This is a genomic window from Bradyrhizobium sp. DN3 (assembly GCF_041357655.1).
Lineage (GTDB): Bacteria > Pseudomonadota > Alphaproteobacteria > Rhizobiales > Xanthobacteraceae > Bradyrhizobium.
Genome location: NZ_JAULLN010000008.1, coordinates 280335 through 296117, shown reverse-complemented (window position 1 = coordinate 296117; position 15783 = coordinate 280335). Strand labels below are relative to the sequence as shown.

General features: G+C 64.6%; 13 protein-coding genes. 4 read left to right on the top strand and 9 right to left on the bottom strand.

All coding sequences use genetic code 11. The annotated features are described in order from the left end of the window. The 4 genes from AAE027_RS15060 to AAE027_RS15045 all read right to left on the bottom strand — a co-directional run. Window positions 1–2229: caspase family protein (locus tag AAE027_RS15060; protein ID WP_479714222.1), on the bottom strand; the 2229-nt coding region annotated here is incomplete at its 3' end. Between the two features lie 223 nt (window positions 2230–2452). Further along, window positions 2453–2980: a DUF2846 domain-containing protein gene (locus AAE027_RS15055; RefSeq protein ID WP_176945512.1), complete on the bottom strand. Its 528-nt coding sequence runs from the start codon at window positions 2978–2980 to the stop codon at window positions 2453–2455. Between the two features lie 99 nt (window positions 2981–3079). Next, window positions 3080–6583, bottom strand: coding sequence for a DNA polymerase III subunit alpha (gene dnaE, locus AAE027_RS15050; RefSeq protein WP_370986034.1), 3504 nt, complete (start codon window positions 6581–6583; stop codon window positions 3080–3082). Between the two features lie 438 nt (window positions 6584–7021). Then, window positions 7022–7744 carry an outer membrane protein gene (locus AAE027_RS15045; RefSeq protein WP_091885854.1) on the bottom strand — a complete coding sequence of 241 codons (723 nt, stop codon included), beginning with the start codon at window positions 7742–7744 and terminating at the stop codon, window positions 7022–7024. Window positions 7745–7996: 252 nt separating this feature from the next. Between AAE027_RS15045 and AAE027_RS15040 the strand changes: the two genes are divergently transcribed. Both AAE027_RS15040 and AAE027_RS15035 read left to right on the top strand, forming a co-directional pair. Next, window positions 7997–8317, top strand: a complete 321-nt coding sequence (locus tag AAE027_RS15040) for a DUF3551 domain-containing protein (protein ID WP_370986033.1) — start codon at window positions 7997–7999, stop codon at window positions 8315–8317. Between the two features lies 1 nt (window position 8318). After that, window positions 8319–8576: a DUF3551 domain-containing protein gene (locus AAE027_RS15035; RefSeq protein ID WP_370986032.1), complete on the top strand. Its 258-nt coding sequence runs from the start codon at window positions 8319–8321 to the stop codon at window positions 8574–8576. A 29-nt stretch (window positions 8577–8605) separates the two neighbouring features. Here the strand turns inward: AAE027_RS15035 and AAE027_RS15030 are convergent, their stop codons facing one another. Both AAE027_RS15030 and AAE027_RS15025 read right to left on the bottom strand, forming a co-directional pair. Further along, the gene (locus AAE027_RS15030) at window positions 8606–9244 is read right to left on the bottom strand and encodes an HD domain-containing protein (RefSeq protein ID WP_370986031.1); all 639 of its coding nucleotides are present in this window, start codon (window positions 9242–9244) and stop codon (window positions 8606–8608) included. Window positions 9245–9285: 41 nt separating this feature from the next. Beyond that, window positions 9286–9747, bottom strand: a complete 462-nt coding sequence (locus tag AAE027_RS15025) for a carboxymuconolactone decarboxylase family protein (protein WP_370986030.1) — start codon at window positions 9745–9747, stop codon at window positions 9286–9288. Between the two features lie 113 nt (window positions 9748–9860). Here AAE027_RS15025 and pdxR point away from each other — a divergent pair, with 113 nt between their 5' ends. After that, window positions 9861–11267: a MocR-like pyridoxine biosynthesis transcription factor PdxR gene (gene pdxR / locus AAE027_RS15020; protein ID WP_370986029.1), complete on the top strand. Its 1407-nt coding sequence runs from the start codon at window positions 9861–9863 to the stop codon at window positions 11265–11267. A gap of 177 nt (window positions 11268–11444) precedes the next feature. On the opposite strand, the gene AAE027_RS15015 is transcribed toward pdxR, so the two are convergent. Next, window positions 11445–12344, bottom strand: a complete 900-nt coding sequence (locus AAE027_RS15015) for a GNAT family N-acetyltransferase (RefSeq protein WP_479714221.1) — start codon at window positions 12342–12344, stop codon at window positions 11445–11447. Between the two features lie 116 nt (window positions 12345–12460). Beyond that, window positions 12461–13837: an FAD-binding oxidoreductase gene (locus AAE027_RS15010; RefSeq protein WP_370986027.1), complete on the bottom strand. Its 1377-nt coding sequence runs from the start codon at window positions 13835–13837 to the stop codon at window positions 12461–12463. A 106-nt stretch (window positions 13838–13943) separates the two neighbouring features. Between AAE027_RS15010 and AAE027_RS15005 the strand changes: the two genes are divergently transcribed. Beyond that, complete coding sequence (locus AAE027_RS15005) at window positions 13944–14852, top strand: LysR substrate-binding domain-containing protein (protein WP_370986026.1); 909 nt, start codon at window positions 13944–13946, stop codon at window positions 14850–14852. A gap of 114 nt (window positions 14853–14966) precedes the next feature. Here AAE027_RS15005 and AAE027_RS15000 read toward each other — a convergent pair whose 3' ends face one another. Continuing rightward, window positions 14967–15740 carry a helix-turn-helix transcriptional regulator gene (locus AAE027_RS15000; protein ID WP_370986025.1) on the bottom strand — a complete coding sequence of 258 codons (774 nt, stop codon included), beginning with the start codon at window positions 15738–15740 and terminating at the stop codon, window positions 14967–14969. Window positions 15741–15783 lie beyond the last annotated feature (43 nt).

The following is a 15783-nucleotide window of genomic DNA, read 5'->3' as shown; positions in this document are numbered from 1 at the left end:
TCGTGCCACGGCTTGCGGCCGCGGTGGCGGTGCGGACGGCCGGGCAGCCTGCGCCGGCGCAGCCGACGGATGATTCGGCGGCTTGATCGGCTCGCGCGCGGCCGAGGGTGGCGGCGTGACCGGTCTGCCGGCGGTGGTCGGAGGCGTGCCGTGCCCACCCGCCGCTGGCGGCGGCAAGCTGGCCGGCTCGCGGGTCGCGGATTTGGCGTGATCCGCAGGCCCGGCCCCAGCTGGGCTCTGTGCCACCGGTGGCTTCGGCACTTGGCCGGGCCGAGCGGCCGGACTGGTCGCGGGGGGCGCAGCCGTCCCTGGCGCGACAGCCGTTGGCGCACCGGAATGAGCCGGCGGTGTTGTGCCGGGCGCAGCAGTCGTCGGCGCCCCCGGATGGGTCGGCGACGGCGCACCGGGTGCAGTCGCCGTCGGCGGCACGGGCCTTCCGCCCGGCAGAGGCCCTGCCCCCGCGGGCGGCGCCGGTGGGCCGCCGTGAGCGCCGGGGACCGGCAGCGTGTTGGCCTGCGGCAGCCTGGTCGGTGGCGCAGCGGTTGGCGCAACAGTCGGAGCGACATTCGCCGGCGCCGCGGCAGGCGCTCCAGGTCTAGCCGTAGGTCTAGCCGTCGGCTGGATGCTCGCACTCGGTGGCATCGGCGCCTTGCCCTGCTGGATCAGGGCAGCGCGCTGGACGACGGCCTGTGGCACCGCCGGACCTGCCGGGTTGGCGCGTCCGGCAACGGCTGGCGCCAGATTGCCCGGCGCAGGCGCCGCGCCCGTCGGCGTGGCTGGCGGACGGTTGATCACGGTATTGATGACCGTGGTGTTGTGGATGTTCTGGTAGATGATGTTGTTCGGCGGCGGCGCGACATAGACCGGCGGCTGGACGAACGCCGGGATCGGCACGAACACCGGCTGGGGCAGCACAAACAGGCCGACCACGGGCAGCGGCGGCGGCAGCACGACGAAATCCGGCGGCGGCGGCGGCAGATAGTAGACCGGCGGCGGCGGTGGCGGCGCGAAGCCAAAATCAGGATCGCTGAAATACAGCACCGGGCGATCGACATAGACCACCTCCTCCGGCGGCGGTGGCGGCACGTCGTAGTCGATCATCGCAAAGCTCGGCGGCGGCTCGGCCGGCGCGGTGAGGATCGCAAGGCGCCGGCGCGCATCCGCCGCATGCGGGCCGCGCGGATAGCGGCGCAGATACGACCAGTACGCTTCGGGCGTGTCGGTCCGGTAGGTCCGCCGCCAGGTGATGGCTTCGCGGCGCGCCGCGACGATCGCCATCACGCGCTTTGCGAGCGGATCGTTCGGATAGGCCACTAGAAATTCCTCATAGGCCGGCAGCGTGTCGCGCTCGAGCGCGGCGGCATAGGCATCCTGCACGCCGAGATCGCGGATCGGCTTGTTGCGGATCGCAGCGACCTGGTCGGGCGCGGCCTCCGGCGGCGGCGCGTCCGGCCCACGCTCGAAGAACGAAAATGGGGCGGTGATCTTCTGCTCGTTCCAGGGCACCTGCGCGCCCTTGCTGGCCTCGTTGACGCGCAGGCGGACGCGATCGAACACCTCGGGCAGCGGCAGGCCGCCGGTGCGGATCATCTCGGCCAGCGACTGCGCATAGATGCCGTAGGGGCCCGGCTCTTCCGGCGCCACCGTGCCGGGCGCCGCATTGAAGGCGATCAGCATGTTCGCCTCGGGCTCGACCAGCGCGAGGCCACTCGCGATCGGCTGGCCGCCTTCGATGAAAGGCTGCGCGCGGGCCGCATCGAGCACGACGATGTTGGCCTTGAGCGGAATGGCGGCGAGCTGGCGGACATAGTCGCTGACGCGCAAGGCTTCGGTCGGAATGTCGGTGTCGCGGGTGATGTTGGAATCGACCGGGATAAAATAGTTCTCGCCGGCAAGCTGCACGCCATAGCCGGCAAGATAGATCATCGCGACGGTGCCAGGGCCGGAGGCCTGCGCCTTCTGGATGAAATCGCGAAAACTCTTGCGCAGCGTATCGCCGTCGAGATCGCGCGCGCCGACGACGTCGAAGCCCGCCGCTTGCAGCGTTTGCGCAATCAGGCCGGCATCGTTCGCAGTGGTCGCCAGCGGCGATTTGGCATAGGCGCCATTGCCGACCACGAGCGCGATGCGCTTTTCCTGCTGCTGGGCGCGCACGGGTCCCGGCGCGCCGGCGGCAAGGGCCACGATCGGCAGGAGAAGGCAAATGAAGACTTTGAGCGTCCCACGCATGGCTTGCTTGCCCGCTATTGTTGTTGAGGTGCCACCACGCATGAAGCGCGCAGCCGGCTGAACGGCGGTTGAACGAAAAGCTCGGATTGAGGCGGTGGCATGGCCACGCCGCTGCTGCCGTCAGCTCCAGATCACCCTCAAGTCAGCCTCAAGTCAGCTTCGAAACGGCGCAAGGCTCCTTCAAGTCGCTACCCTGTGCGATCGGATCGTCGTGCAGCGCACCTCACTCCACAGCTTGCAGCTCGGCGAGCTTCGTCCGCGCGGTCGCCTCATCCAGCGCAACGAGTTCGGCCGGCCCGGGATTGGCGTCTCCTGCCGTCGCCACGGAAACGACGGCAAGCCCGGCCAAGCCGCCGACGATCGCGCCGCCGGTCGCGGCATCGTGCCTGGGGCTGCTCTTGATGAGGTAGAAGTGCGTCCGGCCGGCTTCCATCACGATCTCGCGCTTGGTGTCGCCCGGAAACATCAGCTCCGTCACCAGCAATTCGTGGCGACCCGCCGGCCGATCGGCATAGGCATATTTCCCAGCCACCACTTTGCCGAGCGGCGCACCGTCGAGCTTCACCTCACAGGCGCAGATCGCCATGCTGAGGCCATTCCTCTTGTCCTGGAGCAGGACGACGCGCGAGTGCCCGGCGCGCGGAGGCCCGACCTTTTTCGACACAGAGGCAAAGTCGGTTCCGACCTGATCGCTGACACAGCCCACCAGCATCGCACCAACGGCCAACAACAACGCGCCCCGTCGCAGCATCGTACACCCCAGCCCATTCCCCGGGGGCATGCTAGCTGGAATCAGCGACAGGTTGCAACCACATCCCACGACCACTGTGTGGATGGCGCAGACCGGGTCTTAGAGCTGCTGCACGTCGACCACGCCTGCGACCGCCTTGATCGCGCCGGCGATCTGCGGCGAGACCTTGAAGCGGCCGGGCAGCTTCATCTCCACCTCGGTCTCGAGGTCGAGCATCATCACCAGCGAGACCTCGCCGTCGCCGTTGGAGCGCGGCGCGATGCCGGGACTGCCGATCTTTGGCGCGGCACCGTTCGCGGGCGCCATCTCGGGTCCGGCGAGACGCTTGGCGATCGATTCCAGCGGCTTGGTGTCGCGCAGGAAGATGCGCAAGCCCTTTTGCGTCTTGGCGGCGGCGTCATCCAGCGGCTCGGCATGCAGCACGCGGGCGCGGACGTCCTCCCCCTGGAGCTCGGCGCCGAGCTGGAGCAGCACGGCGGCGCCCGGCTCCAGCACGTCGCGATATTGCGCGAGGCCTTCGGAGAACAGCACCGCCTCGAAATGGCCGGTCGGATCGGACAGGCCCATGATGCCCATCTTGTTGCCGGTCTTGGTGCGCCGCTCCATGCGCGAGACCACGGTGGCCGCGACCTTGCCGGCGGTGGCGCCGGTCTTCACCGCGCGCGAGAACTCGGCCCAGCTCTGCACGCGCAGGCGCTTCAGCACCGTGGCGTAATCGTCCAGCGGATGTCCCGACAGGAAGAAGCCGATCGCGTCATATTCGCGGCGCAGCCGCTCGGCCGGCAGCCACGGCTCGACCTGCGGCAACATGATGCTGGGCGCATCCGCCGAACCGCCGAACATGTCGTTCTGGCCGATGGTGGCGGCCTCGTGCGCGCGCTGGCAGGCGGCCAGAATCGAGTCCGCGCCGGCGAAGACGCGCGCCCGGTTCGGCTCCAGCGTGTCGAAGGCGCCGGCGGCGGCGAGGCTCTCGATGATGCGCTTGTTGATCGCGCGCGGATTGACCCGCGCGGCGAAGTCGGCGAGCGAGGTGAAGAGACCGTTCTTGGTGCGCTCCTCGATGATCTGGTCGATCGCCTGGATGCCGACGCCCTTCAGCGCGGCGAGCGCGTAGTAGATCGTCTTCTCGCCGACCTCGAAGGTCGCGCCCGAGCGATTGATGTTCGGCGGCTCGACCTTGATGCCGAGGCGCTGCGCCTCGGAGCGGAATTCGGAAAGCTTGTCGGTGTTGTTGAGATCGAGCGTCATCGACGCCGCGATGAACTCCACCGGATAATGCGCCTTCATGTAGGCGGTGTGATAGGACACCAGCGCGTAGGCCGCCGCGTGGCTCTTGTTGAAGCCGTAATCGGCGAACTTCGCCAGCAGCTCGAAGATGGTCTCGGCCTGCGCCTTCGGCACGCCGTTCTTCACCGCGCCCGCGACGAAGATGTCGCGCTGCTTGTCCATCTCGGCGCGGATCTTCTTGCCCATGGCGCGGCGCAACAGGTCGGCATCGCCGAGCGAATAGCCCGACATCACCTGCGCGATCTGCATCACCTGTTCCTGGTAGATGATGACGCCGAAGGTCTCTTTCAGGATCGGCTCCAGCACGGGGTGCAGATATTCCGGCTCCTCGTCGCCGTGCTTACGCGCGCAATATGTCGGAATGTTCGCCATCGGACCCGGGCGATAGAGCGCCACCAGCGCGATGATGTCCTCGAAACGGTCGGGGCGCATGTCGATCAGCGCGCGCCGCATGCCCTGGCTTTCAACCTGGAACACGCCGACGACGTCGCCGCGCGCCAGCATCTGGTAGCTCTCGGCATCGTCGATCGGCAGCGTCGCCAGATCGACGTGGATGTTGCGCGGCTTGAGCAGCTTGCAAGCGACGTCGAGCACGGTCAGCGTCTTCAGGCCGAGGAAGTCGAATTTGACGAGGCCCGCAGGCTCGACCCATTTCATGTTGAACTGGGTCACCGGCATGTCGGATTTGGGATCGCGGTAGAGCGGCACGAGTTCGCTCAGGGGACGATCGCCGATCACGATGCCGGCCGCATGGGTCGAGGCGTGACGGGTCAGGCCTTCGAGGCGCTGGGCGATGTCGAAGGCGCGCGCCACCACCGGGTCTTCGTCGCGGAACGCCTGAAGCTTCGGCTCGCTCTCGATCGCAGCCGCCAGCGTCACCGGTGCGGCCGGATTCTGCGGCACCAGCTTTGTGAGTTTGTCGACCTGGCCGTAGGGCATCTGCAGCACGCGGCCGACGTCGCGCAGCACGCCGCGCGCCTGCAGCGTACCGAAGGTGATGATCTGCGCGACCTGGTCGCGGCCGTAGCGCTGCTGCACGTACTGGATCACCTCGCCGCGGCGGTCCTGGCAGAAGTCGATGTCGAAGTCCGGCATCGAGACGCGTTCGGGATTGAGGAAGCGCTCGAACAGCAGGCCGAACTTGATCGGATCGAGGTCGGTGATGGTGAGCGCCCAGGCGACCAGCGAGCCTGCGCCGGAGCCGCGGCCAGGCCCGACCGGAATGCCTTGCGACTTCGCCCATTTGATGAAGTCCGACACGATCAGGAAGTAGCCCGCGTATTTCATACGCATGATGACGTCGAGCTCGAAGGCAAGCCGTTTGGCGTATGTCTCCTCCGTCGTGCCCTGCGACAGGCCGTGGACGCGCAGGCGGTTGGCGAGCCCCTCCTCCGCCTGGCGCTTCAATTCGGCGGCCTCGACCGCGCCCGCATCCGAGCTCGATGCGGCGCCGACGGTGAAGAACGGCAGGATCGGCTTGCGCGTCATCGGTCGGAATGAGCAGCGCTCGGCGATCTCCACCGTCGAGGCCAGCGCCTCCGGAATGTCGGCGAACAGCACCGCCATCTCGGCGCGGGTCTTGAAGCGGTGATCAGGCGTGAGCTGCTCGCGCTCGGTCTCGGCGATCAGTCGCCCGCCGGCGATGCACAACAGCGCGTCGTGCGCCTCGTAATCGTCGGTCGCGGCGAAATATGGCTCGTTGGTCGCGACCAGCGGCAGGCCTTTGGCATAGGCGATGTCGATCAGGCCGCTCTCGATGCGCCGTTCCTTATCGGTGTTGTGGCGCTGCAATTCGATGTAGAGGCGGTCGCCAAACAGGCTGGCGAGACGCTCGCAGCGCAACGCCGCAATTTCGGCCTGCCCGGTGGCAAGCGCCAGCGAGATCGGTCCGTCCGGACCGCCGGTAAGCGCGATCAGGCCCTCGGTCTCGCCTTCGAGCCAGTCGAACTTGATGTGGGAGGCATGGGTGTCGGGCGTCTCCAGGAACGCCCGCGAGTTCAGCCGCATCAGGCTGCGATAGCCACGCTCCTGCGCCGCCAGCAGCACCACGCGCGACGGCCCCAGCGCGTTGCGCGCATTCGGATCCTGGTCGCCGAAATCGATCGCGAGCTCGCAGCCGACGATCGGCTGGATGCCGGAACCCGCCATCTTGTCGGAGAATTCCAGCGCACCGAACATGTTGTCGGTGTCGGTCAGCGCCAAGGCCGGCTGGTGGTCCTTCTTGGCGAGCTCGGCAAGCTTGGCGATCTTGATCGAGCCCTTGAGCAGCGAATAGGCCGAGTGAACGTGAAGGTGGACAAATCCGGCGCTCGGCATGGTCGCGTAACGGCCTCTTGCAGATGAAGTGGAGCGGTCGCCAGCTCCTCAAGGCATTATGCACTCGCCCGGCCGACTCGCGTCCCGATGGTGGGGTGTGGCGCCGCGAGAGTCCACGCCGGAGCGGCCAATCCGCCGCGTCGTCCCGCTTTTCCCCAACCGCGCCTCCTCAGAGCTGCGGAATCACCTGGGCCCAGATCGCGATCATCCCGACGAACAGCGTGATCGACGCCAGTGCAGCCGCTTCTTCCACGAAAACCCTGAACATGTCTCGCTCCCTTGCTAGAACGTATGAAGAACATTGTTCTCATTTCGTTCTCAGGAGTCAAGCCGTCTGAACCATTCCGCAGGGGCATGGTTAACTTGTTGAACTCGAACAAAAAAAAGCCCCGGCGCAAGGCCGGGGCTTTCGACGTCGCTCGAATTGAGCGATCAGTCTCAGTAGCGCGCGATAGGCATGCCGCCGAACTTGTAGTTCAGGCGGACGAGGCCCATGTCGACGTCCTGACGGATGCGCTCCGTGCCAGCGAAGCCGGCGAACGTCACGTCCTTGTCGGCCAGGAAGATGTGGTTGTACTCGACGCCAACCGACCAGTTCGGCGCGAAGCCGTACTCGAGGCCGGCACCAACAGTACCACCCCAGCGGGTGTCGCTGGTCGACGCGAGCAGCCCGCCGCCGAGGTCGGAGATCTCGTACTTGTCGCTGACCACAGCCGCACCGCCCTTGACGTAGAGCAGCACGTTGTTCCAGGCATAACCGACCTGGCCGGTGATCAGGCCGAACGCATCGATCTTGGTGCGGTTGCGGGTGGCGAACAGCGCGCTGACATTGTCGCCGGAGAAGTCGGCCCAGTTGCCCTGGCCTTCCACGCCGAACACGAACTGGCCGGACTGCCAGCGATAGCCGATCTGACCACCGACCGTGCCGCCGGTCGCATCGTGCGAGCCTTCGCGGCCGACGCCAACGAAATCCCAGGTGGTGCGAGCCGAACCGCCGCCGCCGTTGATGCCGATGTAGAAGCCGCTCCAGTCGTAGACCGCAGCGATCGCCGCCGGCGGAGCCTTGGTGTAGGGCCGCGCCGCGAGGTCAGCAGCCACCGCCGGCGCAGCCGCGCTGAGCGCGATCAGGCTGACAGCGGCAAGCAACAAATTCTTCTTCATTTGATTCCCGTTCCAGTTTCTTCAGTAGGCCCCCGGGCCGTGGGTCGTCATATCAGCGATCGACGGAATTGCTGTAACTTCGACGCAACAGTTAGGGCCAAAGGGCCGCGCTTCATTAATGAAGATTTAGCAGAGCGCGCTGGAAACCCTTTGAAACAAGTGTTTTCAGCAGTTCCAATGTCGACTACACGACATAAACTGCATGCGCGCGTAACAACGTCGCGCGCACATTCGCGTGATTGGAGAATCCAGATGCGAGCCCGAATTGCTTTCCCCATTGTCGCCACATTTTCGCTCGCACTCGCCACATTTGCGCTCGCGCTCAACGCAAGCACGCCGGCGCTCGCCTTCGGCAAGAATCATCCATTCTGTCTCACCGGCGACGAATGGCCGGGGCTGAGCAATTGCAGGTTCGATAGCTACGCGCAGTGTCAGGCGAGCGCATCGGGTCGCGCGCTGACCTGCATCGCCAATCCGTTCTTCGCAGGCCAGAGCGATGATCCCTACGCCTATCAAAATCGTCCGCGCGCGCAGACGCCAGGCTCTTCATCAGGCTATTTCCTGTCGCGCTGAGATGCGCCGCGCGTGGCCTACGCTCATCGCAGCCGGCATGCTCCTTGCGAGCGCGCCTGCGCACGCGCAGACTTATGATCCGCGCTATCCGGTCTGCATGCAGATCTACGGTCCCGTCGGCTATTTCGACTGCCGCTATGGCTCGCTTGAGCAGTGCAGATATCTCGCCGTTGGGCGTTCGGCGAGCTGCGTCGTGAACCCATATTTCCCATCAAGGAAACCGACGCCCCCTCGCCGATCGAGCCGTGCCGCCGAATGATCCCAACGATCCGGCGGCCTGGCGTCTCCTTAGCTCTGCCAGGGCGTGTTGCGGATGCGCGTACATGCGTTTGGTTTGCGGAAGCTGGGGTCGTGATCTTCGATGTAGTCGAAATTGACCGTCCCGAACGTCGTCTGCGGCTTCTTCAGGGCTGAGCAGGTCTGCACCTTCAGGAACTCGTTCTTGAAGTCACCGCGGGGGAACGCAGTGATTACCTGGTCGCGCTGCTCCGGTGTGTACTCGTCATATCCAACACCGACGACGTCCACCAGAACCCCTGCGTTGGTGAGAGCGATCTCCGGCCTCATATATTGCGGAATGCCGGGGGTGGTGTGCAGCGCGATCGCTTCCCACACCAGATCGGCCTGCGGTTCGGCAATGCCGCGCGCTTGCAGAAAGTCGCGCGCGGCGTCTGCGCCGTCGACCTCAAATCGCTTGGTCTCGGTGTGGTAGTGATCGATGAGGCCGAGATCGTGAAACAGCGCTGCGACATAGAGCAGCTCGGAATCGAACTTCAGCTTCTGACGCAGCCCTTTGATCGCGCCGAACACATAGACGCGAACCGAATGGTTGAACAACATCTCGTCTTCGTAACTGCGTACCAGCTCGGTGGCTTCGCGCGCCAATCGGCTGTCGGGAATCTTGACGCCAGAAATCACGCTCGTCATTTTCAGGCTCCTGGTTTCTGTTTCGGCTGATGCCCTTCGGGTCAGGCTGCATTCTCGAGCGCAGCCTGTGGCGTCTTTCGGAAGCTGATCGACATGCGATTGTACGCATTCATCAGGCTGATCGCGATCGTGAGATCGACCAGCTCGCGCTCGCTGAAGACCGCGCGGGCGGCTTGATAGGCTTCATCCGGAACGTTGGTCTCGGCGACGCGGGTGACAGTCTCGGCCCAGGCGAGCGCCGCGCGCTCGCGTTCGTCGAAGAGATTGCCCGCCTCGGCCCACGCCTGGACCAGCGCGAGCTTTTCAATCTTCACGCCGCTCTTCAGCAGGTCGCGGGTATGCATGTCCAAGCAATAGGCGCAGTTGTTGATCTGCGACACGCGGAGATAAACCAGGGTGACCAGTGTCGCAGGCAGTCCGCTCTGCATGACGTAGCCGTAGACACCGCCCAGTGCCTTCGCGCCTGCCGGCGCGATGTGGTTGTAGTTGAGACGTTCACGCATCTGCTATCTCCTTGATGATCAGGGGATGAAACGCTCTCTTCGCCCCCTTAGGTGCCCCTGTCCTGGTCTACAAAAAAGTACCAAAAAGGCACTAAACTCGTGTACCAAGATGCATGACCAAACGGCTGCGGCTGGAGCTTGATCGATCCGCAAAGACGCCACTGGCGGAGCAGATCCACCGGGGAATCAGAGCTGCCATCGAGAGCGGTGTGCTCGCCCCGGGCGCTCGCCTGCCTTCATGGCAGGATTTGGCGGCCCAGCTCGGCGTTGCGCGCGGCACCGTGCGTTCGGCGTATGAAAAGCTCTCATCCGCCCAACTGATCGTTGCAGCCCGCGCTACAGGCACGCATGTCGTGGACCGGCCGTCCTTCCCCGTTCGGCGGGACAAAGCCCCCGCCCCCGGCTCATTCATGGAGATGTACCAGGAACTCACCGCAGGGCCGGCGATCTTCCAGATGGGCGTGCCTGCGCAGGAGACCCTTCCTGCGACGCTGCTGGCGAGGATGCGCGCGCAGGCGGTTCGCGTTGAGGTGAGCGCGCCGGCGATTTACCGTGACCCGCGCGGCGAGTTGGAGTTGCGGCGCGAGATCGCGGCCTACCTTGCGCTGGCGCGCGGGATCGAATGCGCGCCGTCCCAGATCATCATCACCAGCGGCTTTAGCGGCGGGCTTGGTCTGGCGCTCCGTGTCCTTGGTCTCGAGCAGAAGAAAGTCTGGGTGGAGAATCCCGGCTTTCCCTTTACGCGGCGCGGCCTCGAGCTTGCGAGATTGTCGATCGCGCCGATCCCGGTTGACGCTGACGGCATCGATGTCGACTTCGGCCTGAAACATGCGCCTGATGCGGCACTGGTTGTCGTGACACCAGGGCAGCAGGCGCCGCTCGGATTCACGCTGTCGCTGGCAAGACGCTCACGCCTGCTCGACTGGGCGACCCAAAACAAGGCGTGGGTGATCGAGGATGATTATCTGAGCGAGCTTCAGCTCAAGGGCCGAGCCACGCCGGCGCTCGCCTCCCTCGATCGCGTCGGCCGCGTCATTCACATCGGCTCCTTCAGCAAGACCATAACCCCTGCCTTGCGGCTCGGCTTTGTGGTTGCACCGGCCGCACTGGCGTCGCGGTTTGCCGAAACTGCGGCGTGCCTCGCGCCGGCGCCCGGGCCAGCGGTGCAGCTCGCGACCGCCGATTTCATGCGCGACGGCCATTATCTCCGGCATCTTCGGCGCACCAAGCGGGTCTACGCAGCGCAAGGCGATGCATTGCTGAAATACCTTCGCCCGCGCACTGCAAATGTTGCGATTGCCGGATTGGCGGCTGTCCTGCGGTTGCCGAAGGGAGCAGCCGATCTTGCCATCGCCAAGGAAGCAGCACCGCTTGGACTGGCGCCTACGCCGCTATCGCTCTGGTATGCGTCGAGGGCTTCGGCGCGCCCGGGACTGTTGCTGGGCGTCGCGACATCTCCACTAAAGAGGATCGAGGCGTCCTGTGATCGGCTCCTTCAGATCATCGACCGTATTACGTGATCCGACTATGAGTTCGGTAACCTTCACCGGCCAGCGTGACGATCAAAGCTCCGCTTCGGGTGGCGATCACGGCGTGATCGCAACAGTCGGCACCAAGCTGCGCAGGATCGATGAGCCCTGTATCCATCCGGGTGAGGCCGCTACCTACGACGCCACGTTCAACGCATCTGGATTGAACTACATGAAACCCGGATTGCGCGGGAGGTAGCTGCCCCAATCTCCGAACTGTCGATTCGACATCAGCAACATCGGGAACGTCAGGCGCATCCCGTGGTCGGTCGCCGCCTTGAGCGCTGACTCGCTCGCGCCCGGCACGAAGGCCGAAATGGTCGGAACATCGCTCTGCGCCGCGAACGATAACGCAGCAGCAAACGCCGAGCCCATGAGATCTGGCCGGCAGACTGCAAGCGGGCCAATGTGTCCATCCGAAATATAGACATACCCGACGCACTCACTGCCGGCGTGGATGGTGAACCCGCTCGTCTGGCTGTCGCCCAGGAGATATCGATGATGCTTCTCCCTGGAAACACCGAGTGCACTGATATCAATGGGCGCCAGCTCATCCAACCCGGCCGTCTTGGCCGTGAGAGATTCAAGACGAAGCCGCGGCTCAGCCAACCGCGACGCCAGTCGGTCACGAGGCACGCTGACCATGTAGATCGGACAGCGCGGGAACAGTCCGTGGCGAATGTAGAGGCCTTGAGACACGTTGTTGAACGTGAAGGTGATCAGCGCTTTGACGGATGCTCCGCGCTTCTCTGCGTGAGCAAACATCTTGCTGATGAGTTGATTGCCAATGCCGTCGCTCTGGCGATCTGGGGCCACGAACAGCTGCGCCAGAAACCAAAGCTCGCCACAAACCCAACTCCACGCGAAGCCGACGAGTTCTCCGTCGTCATCGGCGACCCATAAACCTTCGGGATCGTCCGTGAGCGAGAAGGCCTGAAAATTCTGCGGGCGGGAGGATGCCATCTTGCCAAAGCCCCGCCTCTCAGTGAGTTCATTGATGCTGGCGACCACGATCTCGTCGGCTCTCGCCAAGTCGTCCATGCGAGCCGGTCGGCACACGACAGCCATTCTCGAATCCTCCCCGGGGATCAGCACGCCCGGCCAACCGTCGAACCGGGCCGGAACGTAGCGCCTTCGACCGACATCCTGAACAGAATGAGAGCGACGAAATCCTCGGCCGGCAATCAGGCGAGCGGCCGGATGTTCTGGTTCATGCGGAAGAAGTTCATCGGGTCGTATTTCGCCTTGATCCGCTGCAGGCGCCGGTAGTTCGGTCCATAGGCAGCCGCGACGGGATCGCCTGTCTCGTCATCATCGAGATAATTGACATAGCGGCCGGAGGCAAAGAAGGGTCGCATCCTTTCATGGGTTTCGCGTGCCCAGGAGATGCAGCGGCTCGTATCGCTGGGCTGCATCCACTGCGCGAGAATCAAGAAATTGTAGCCCTCCTGCCGATGCGGAAATGCCGTGTCCCCGGCATCGATACGGGCCGCCGCACCGTGGATGTGTTCAAGAAGCAGCTGCCCCATGGGAGTCGGGCAGCGCGCGAAACATTCGATCATGGTCGCAATCGCACCATCACTCAGTTCCCTCAGGAAGTTCGATTTCCAATAGTTGAAGGCGCCTTTCGGATAGTTGGCGTCGAGCATGCGGTTGAGGTCGCAATAGGGCATCGGTCCCACTGCATCGAGGATCGGAGCCCCGAACTGTTTCAGCGGTCGCATCGCTCGTTCGGCCTCCGCCACCGGACCGCAGTGGCTGGTGACCAGGACTGCGACCTCCGTGCCGGACCCATCGGGCGCATGGGTCAGGGATGCGAACAACATGTGCTCGTCCGCGAGCGATCGCGTGCTGGCCCGGAAGAATTCGAGCACGTCGCGTGAGCGCTCGATGGGGTGGACGATCGGACCGCCCGTGATGATTGGCCCGACCATATGGAGATCATATTCGAGACTGGTGGCGATCCCGAAGTTTCCGCCGCCGCCGCGGATCGCCCAGAACAGATCAGGCTCCTCTTGCTTGCTGGCCCGCAAAACCTTGCCGTCGGCGGCGACGAGTTCGACGGCCCGCAAATTGTCCAGTGCGAGGCCGTACTTGCCCATCAGCCAACCCAGTCCTCCGCCGAGCGTCAGCCCGGCGATCCCGGTGGTCGAGATCACGCCGCCGGTGACCGCAAGCCCATGAAGTTGTGTTTCGCGATTAAGCTCGCCCCACGTGACCCCGCCCTGCGCCCACACCGTCTTGCCGACAGGGTCGACCCGGACGCCCTTCATGGGCGAGAGGTCGATCATGATACCGCCGTCGATGGTCGCGCGACCTGCCACATTATGGCCGCCGCCGCGAACCGCGACCTCGAGGCCGAGCTTGGTCGCAAGAACGACGGCATCCACGACATCGGACACACTGCGACACCTGGCAATCAATGCCGGCCGTTTGTCGACCAGCCCGTTGTGGATCTTTCGCGCCTCCTCGTAGCCCTCGTCCCCCGGCTTGAGCAGTTGTCCTCCGAACGAGGCGTTGAGGTCGGCGGCAGCGCTGGCGACAGATGCGATGGACGACATGATATGTCTCCTCAGCTTGACCCGCCATATCCTCGATCGTGGGCTGTCTTGGAGCAAATCCGAAGATTTCAGGTGACGATGAACTGATTTCACCTAGACTGGCGGCATGTACAAGCTGCCGCCCCTGATCGAGCTGCGCGCTTTTGAAGCTGCCGCCCGCCATCTGAGCTTCAAGAAGGCGGCGGCGGAACTCGGCGTCACGCCAACGGCGATCAGCCACCAGATCGGGTTGCTCGAGCATTATTGTGGTCGCGCTCTGTTCCGGCGCAGACCACGGCCTCTCTCGCTGACCGATGCCGGAGCGCGGCTCTTCCCCGCCATTCGTGGCGGCCTTGAGGTGTTCGCCGCGGCCATTGCGGCCGTCAGGCAGGAAGGCGACCAACAGCCTCTCCGGGTAACGACGACCAATGCTTTTGCGAGCCGCTGGCTCGTGCCCCGCCTGCCCCTGTGGCGGAAGCTGCATCCCGATGTGCCACTGGAAGTCATCGGCACTGACTCAGTGCTCGATTTGCAGGCCGGAGATGGCGATGTCGCCATTCGCTATGCGACTAGCCGAGCACGGCCGACAGACGGAATCGTCGATGATCTCTTCAGCGATACGTTCTGGCCGGTGTGCAGTCCGCGTTTGCTTGCAACGGAGCACCTGAAGAGACCGGTCGACCTCGCAAACCACGTTCTGATTCACTCCTATTGGTCGCCGGCCGATCGTGAGCCGCCGACATGGCAGAGATGGCTCGCCGCGGCTCAGCGCAGGTGGCGCGAGGTGCCCCAGTTCAAGGACATGCAGCACCTGAGTTTCCGGGAGGAACTGCACGCCATCGAGGCGGTGATCGCCGGGCAAGGAGTCGGGGTTTTCAGTGATGTGCTCGTGGCACACGACCTCGCAGCTGGTACGCTCGTGAAGGCGTTCAAGTTGAGCTTGCCTGGCTACGGCTTCCATGTGGTCAGCAAGCCGGGCCATCCGCGCGCGCGAACCATCCGGGCCTTCTCGGAGTGGTTACGGTCAAGTCCTTGATCCGCTTCTCTGCGCCCTTCGAGATGTCATCAGGGTTATAGCGGTTCAGTCCAAATTGACCAGCAACGTCTCCGGCCACTCGAAAGCAGACGCGCTGGCGTTGATGTCTCTGCCCTACACCGGCGTATAGATCACGAGCTTGAGCGCGGGATCGTCGTTGGCCTGGAAGCTCGTGTGCTCGAACCGGAGCACGCCCTTGGTCGGATGGTTCATGGTCTTCAGGCCCGAGGCCGTGCTGCGGATCTCGTGCGCCTCCCACCATTTGACGAATTCCGGACTGCCCTGGCGCAGTCGCGTGAGCAACTCGGTGAAGGCGGGATCGCCGGCCCAGACGTCGTGAGTGGCGCGGAACATCGCGACCATGCTCTTGGCGACATCGGTCCAGCCTGCGCCGTAGAATTTTCGCGTCTGCTTGTTCGTCAATACGAGGAGCAACGTATTGCGATCCTGCTCCGGCAGCTGTCCGAAGCCAAAAACCTCCTCGGCCGCCGCGTTCCAGGCCAGCACGTCCCAGCGTCGGCCGGTGATGTAGGCCGGCTGCGTCAAGCTCTCGATCATCCGCCGGATGGGCGGCGGCACGATCTCGGGCACGAAGGCAGCCCTCGCGCCGTCGCGTGCCAGCGCCTTCAAATGGGCGTGCTCGGTCTTGCTGAGCCGCAGCGCGCGGGCGAGCGCGTCGACGGTGGTGACCGAGGGGCTGACGGTGCGGCCCTGCTCGAGGCGGATGTACCAGTCGACACCGATACCGGCGAGTTGCGCGACCTCCTCACGCCGCAGCCCCGCGGTGCGCCGCCGGCGGCCCGCCGGGAGGCCCACGGATTTCGGCGACAGCTTTTCGCGGCGGGACCTGAGGAAATCGCCGAATTCGACGCGGCGTGGGTCGGCCATTGCTGTCGCTCCCGCGATGGAGGGTCTCTAGAATACTAGGATA

Bases quoted from the DNA above. Each gene is read 5' to 3' on its own strand.
- AAE027_RS15055 (WP_176945512.1), bottom strand. From the start codon at position 2,980: ATGCTGCGACGGGGCGCGTTGTTGTTGGCCGTTGGTGCGATGCTGGTG.
- dnaE (WP_370986034.1), bottom strand. From the start codon at position 6,583: ATGCCGAGCGCCGGATTTGTCCACCTTCACGTTCACTCGGCCTATTCG.
- AAE027_RS15045 (WP_091885854.1), bottom strand. From the start codon at position 7,744: ATGAAGAAGAATTTGTTGCTTGCCGCTGTCAGCCTGATCGCGCTCAGC.
- AAE027_RS15040 (WP_370986033.1), top strand. From the start codon at position 7,997: ATGCGAGCCCGAATTGCTTTCCCCATTGTCGCCACATTTTCGCTCGCA.
- AAE027_RS15035 (WP_370986032.1), top strand. From the start codon at position 8,319: ATGCGCCGCGCGTGGCCTACGCTCATCGCAGCCGGCATGCTCCTTGCG.
- AAE027_RS15030 (WP_370986031.1), bottom strand. From the start codon at position 9,244: ATGACGAGCGTGATTTCTGGCGTCAAGATTCCCGACAGCCGATTGGCG.
- AAE027_RS15025 (WP_370986030.1), bottom strand. From the start codon at position 9,747: ATGCGTGAACGTCTCAACTACAACCACATCGCGCCGGCAGGCGCGAAG.
- pdxR (WP_370986029.1), top strand. From the start codon at position 9,861: ATGACCAAACGGCTGCGGCTGGAGCTTGATCGATCCGCAAAGACGCCA.
- AAE027_RS15015 (WP_479714221.1), bottom strand. From the start codon at position 12,344: ATGGCTGTCGTGTGCCGACCGGCTCGCATGGACGACTTGGCGAGAGCC.
- AAE027_RS15010 (WP_370986027.1), bottom strand. From the start codon at position 13,837: ATGTCGTCCATCGCATCTGTCGCCAGCGCTGCCGCCGACCTCAACGCC.
- AAE027_RS15005 (WP_370986026.1), top strand. From the start codon at position 13,944: ATGTACAAGCTGCCGCCCCTGATCGAGCTGCGCGCTTTTGAAGCTGCC.
- AAE027_RS15000 (WP_370986025.1), bottom strand. From the start codon at position 15,740: ATGGCCGACCCACGCCGCGTCGAATTCGGCGATTTCCTCAGGTCCCGC.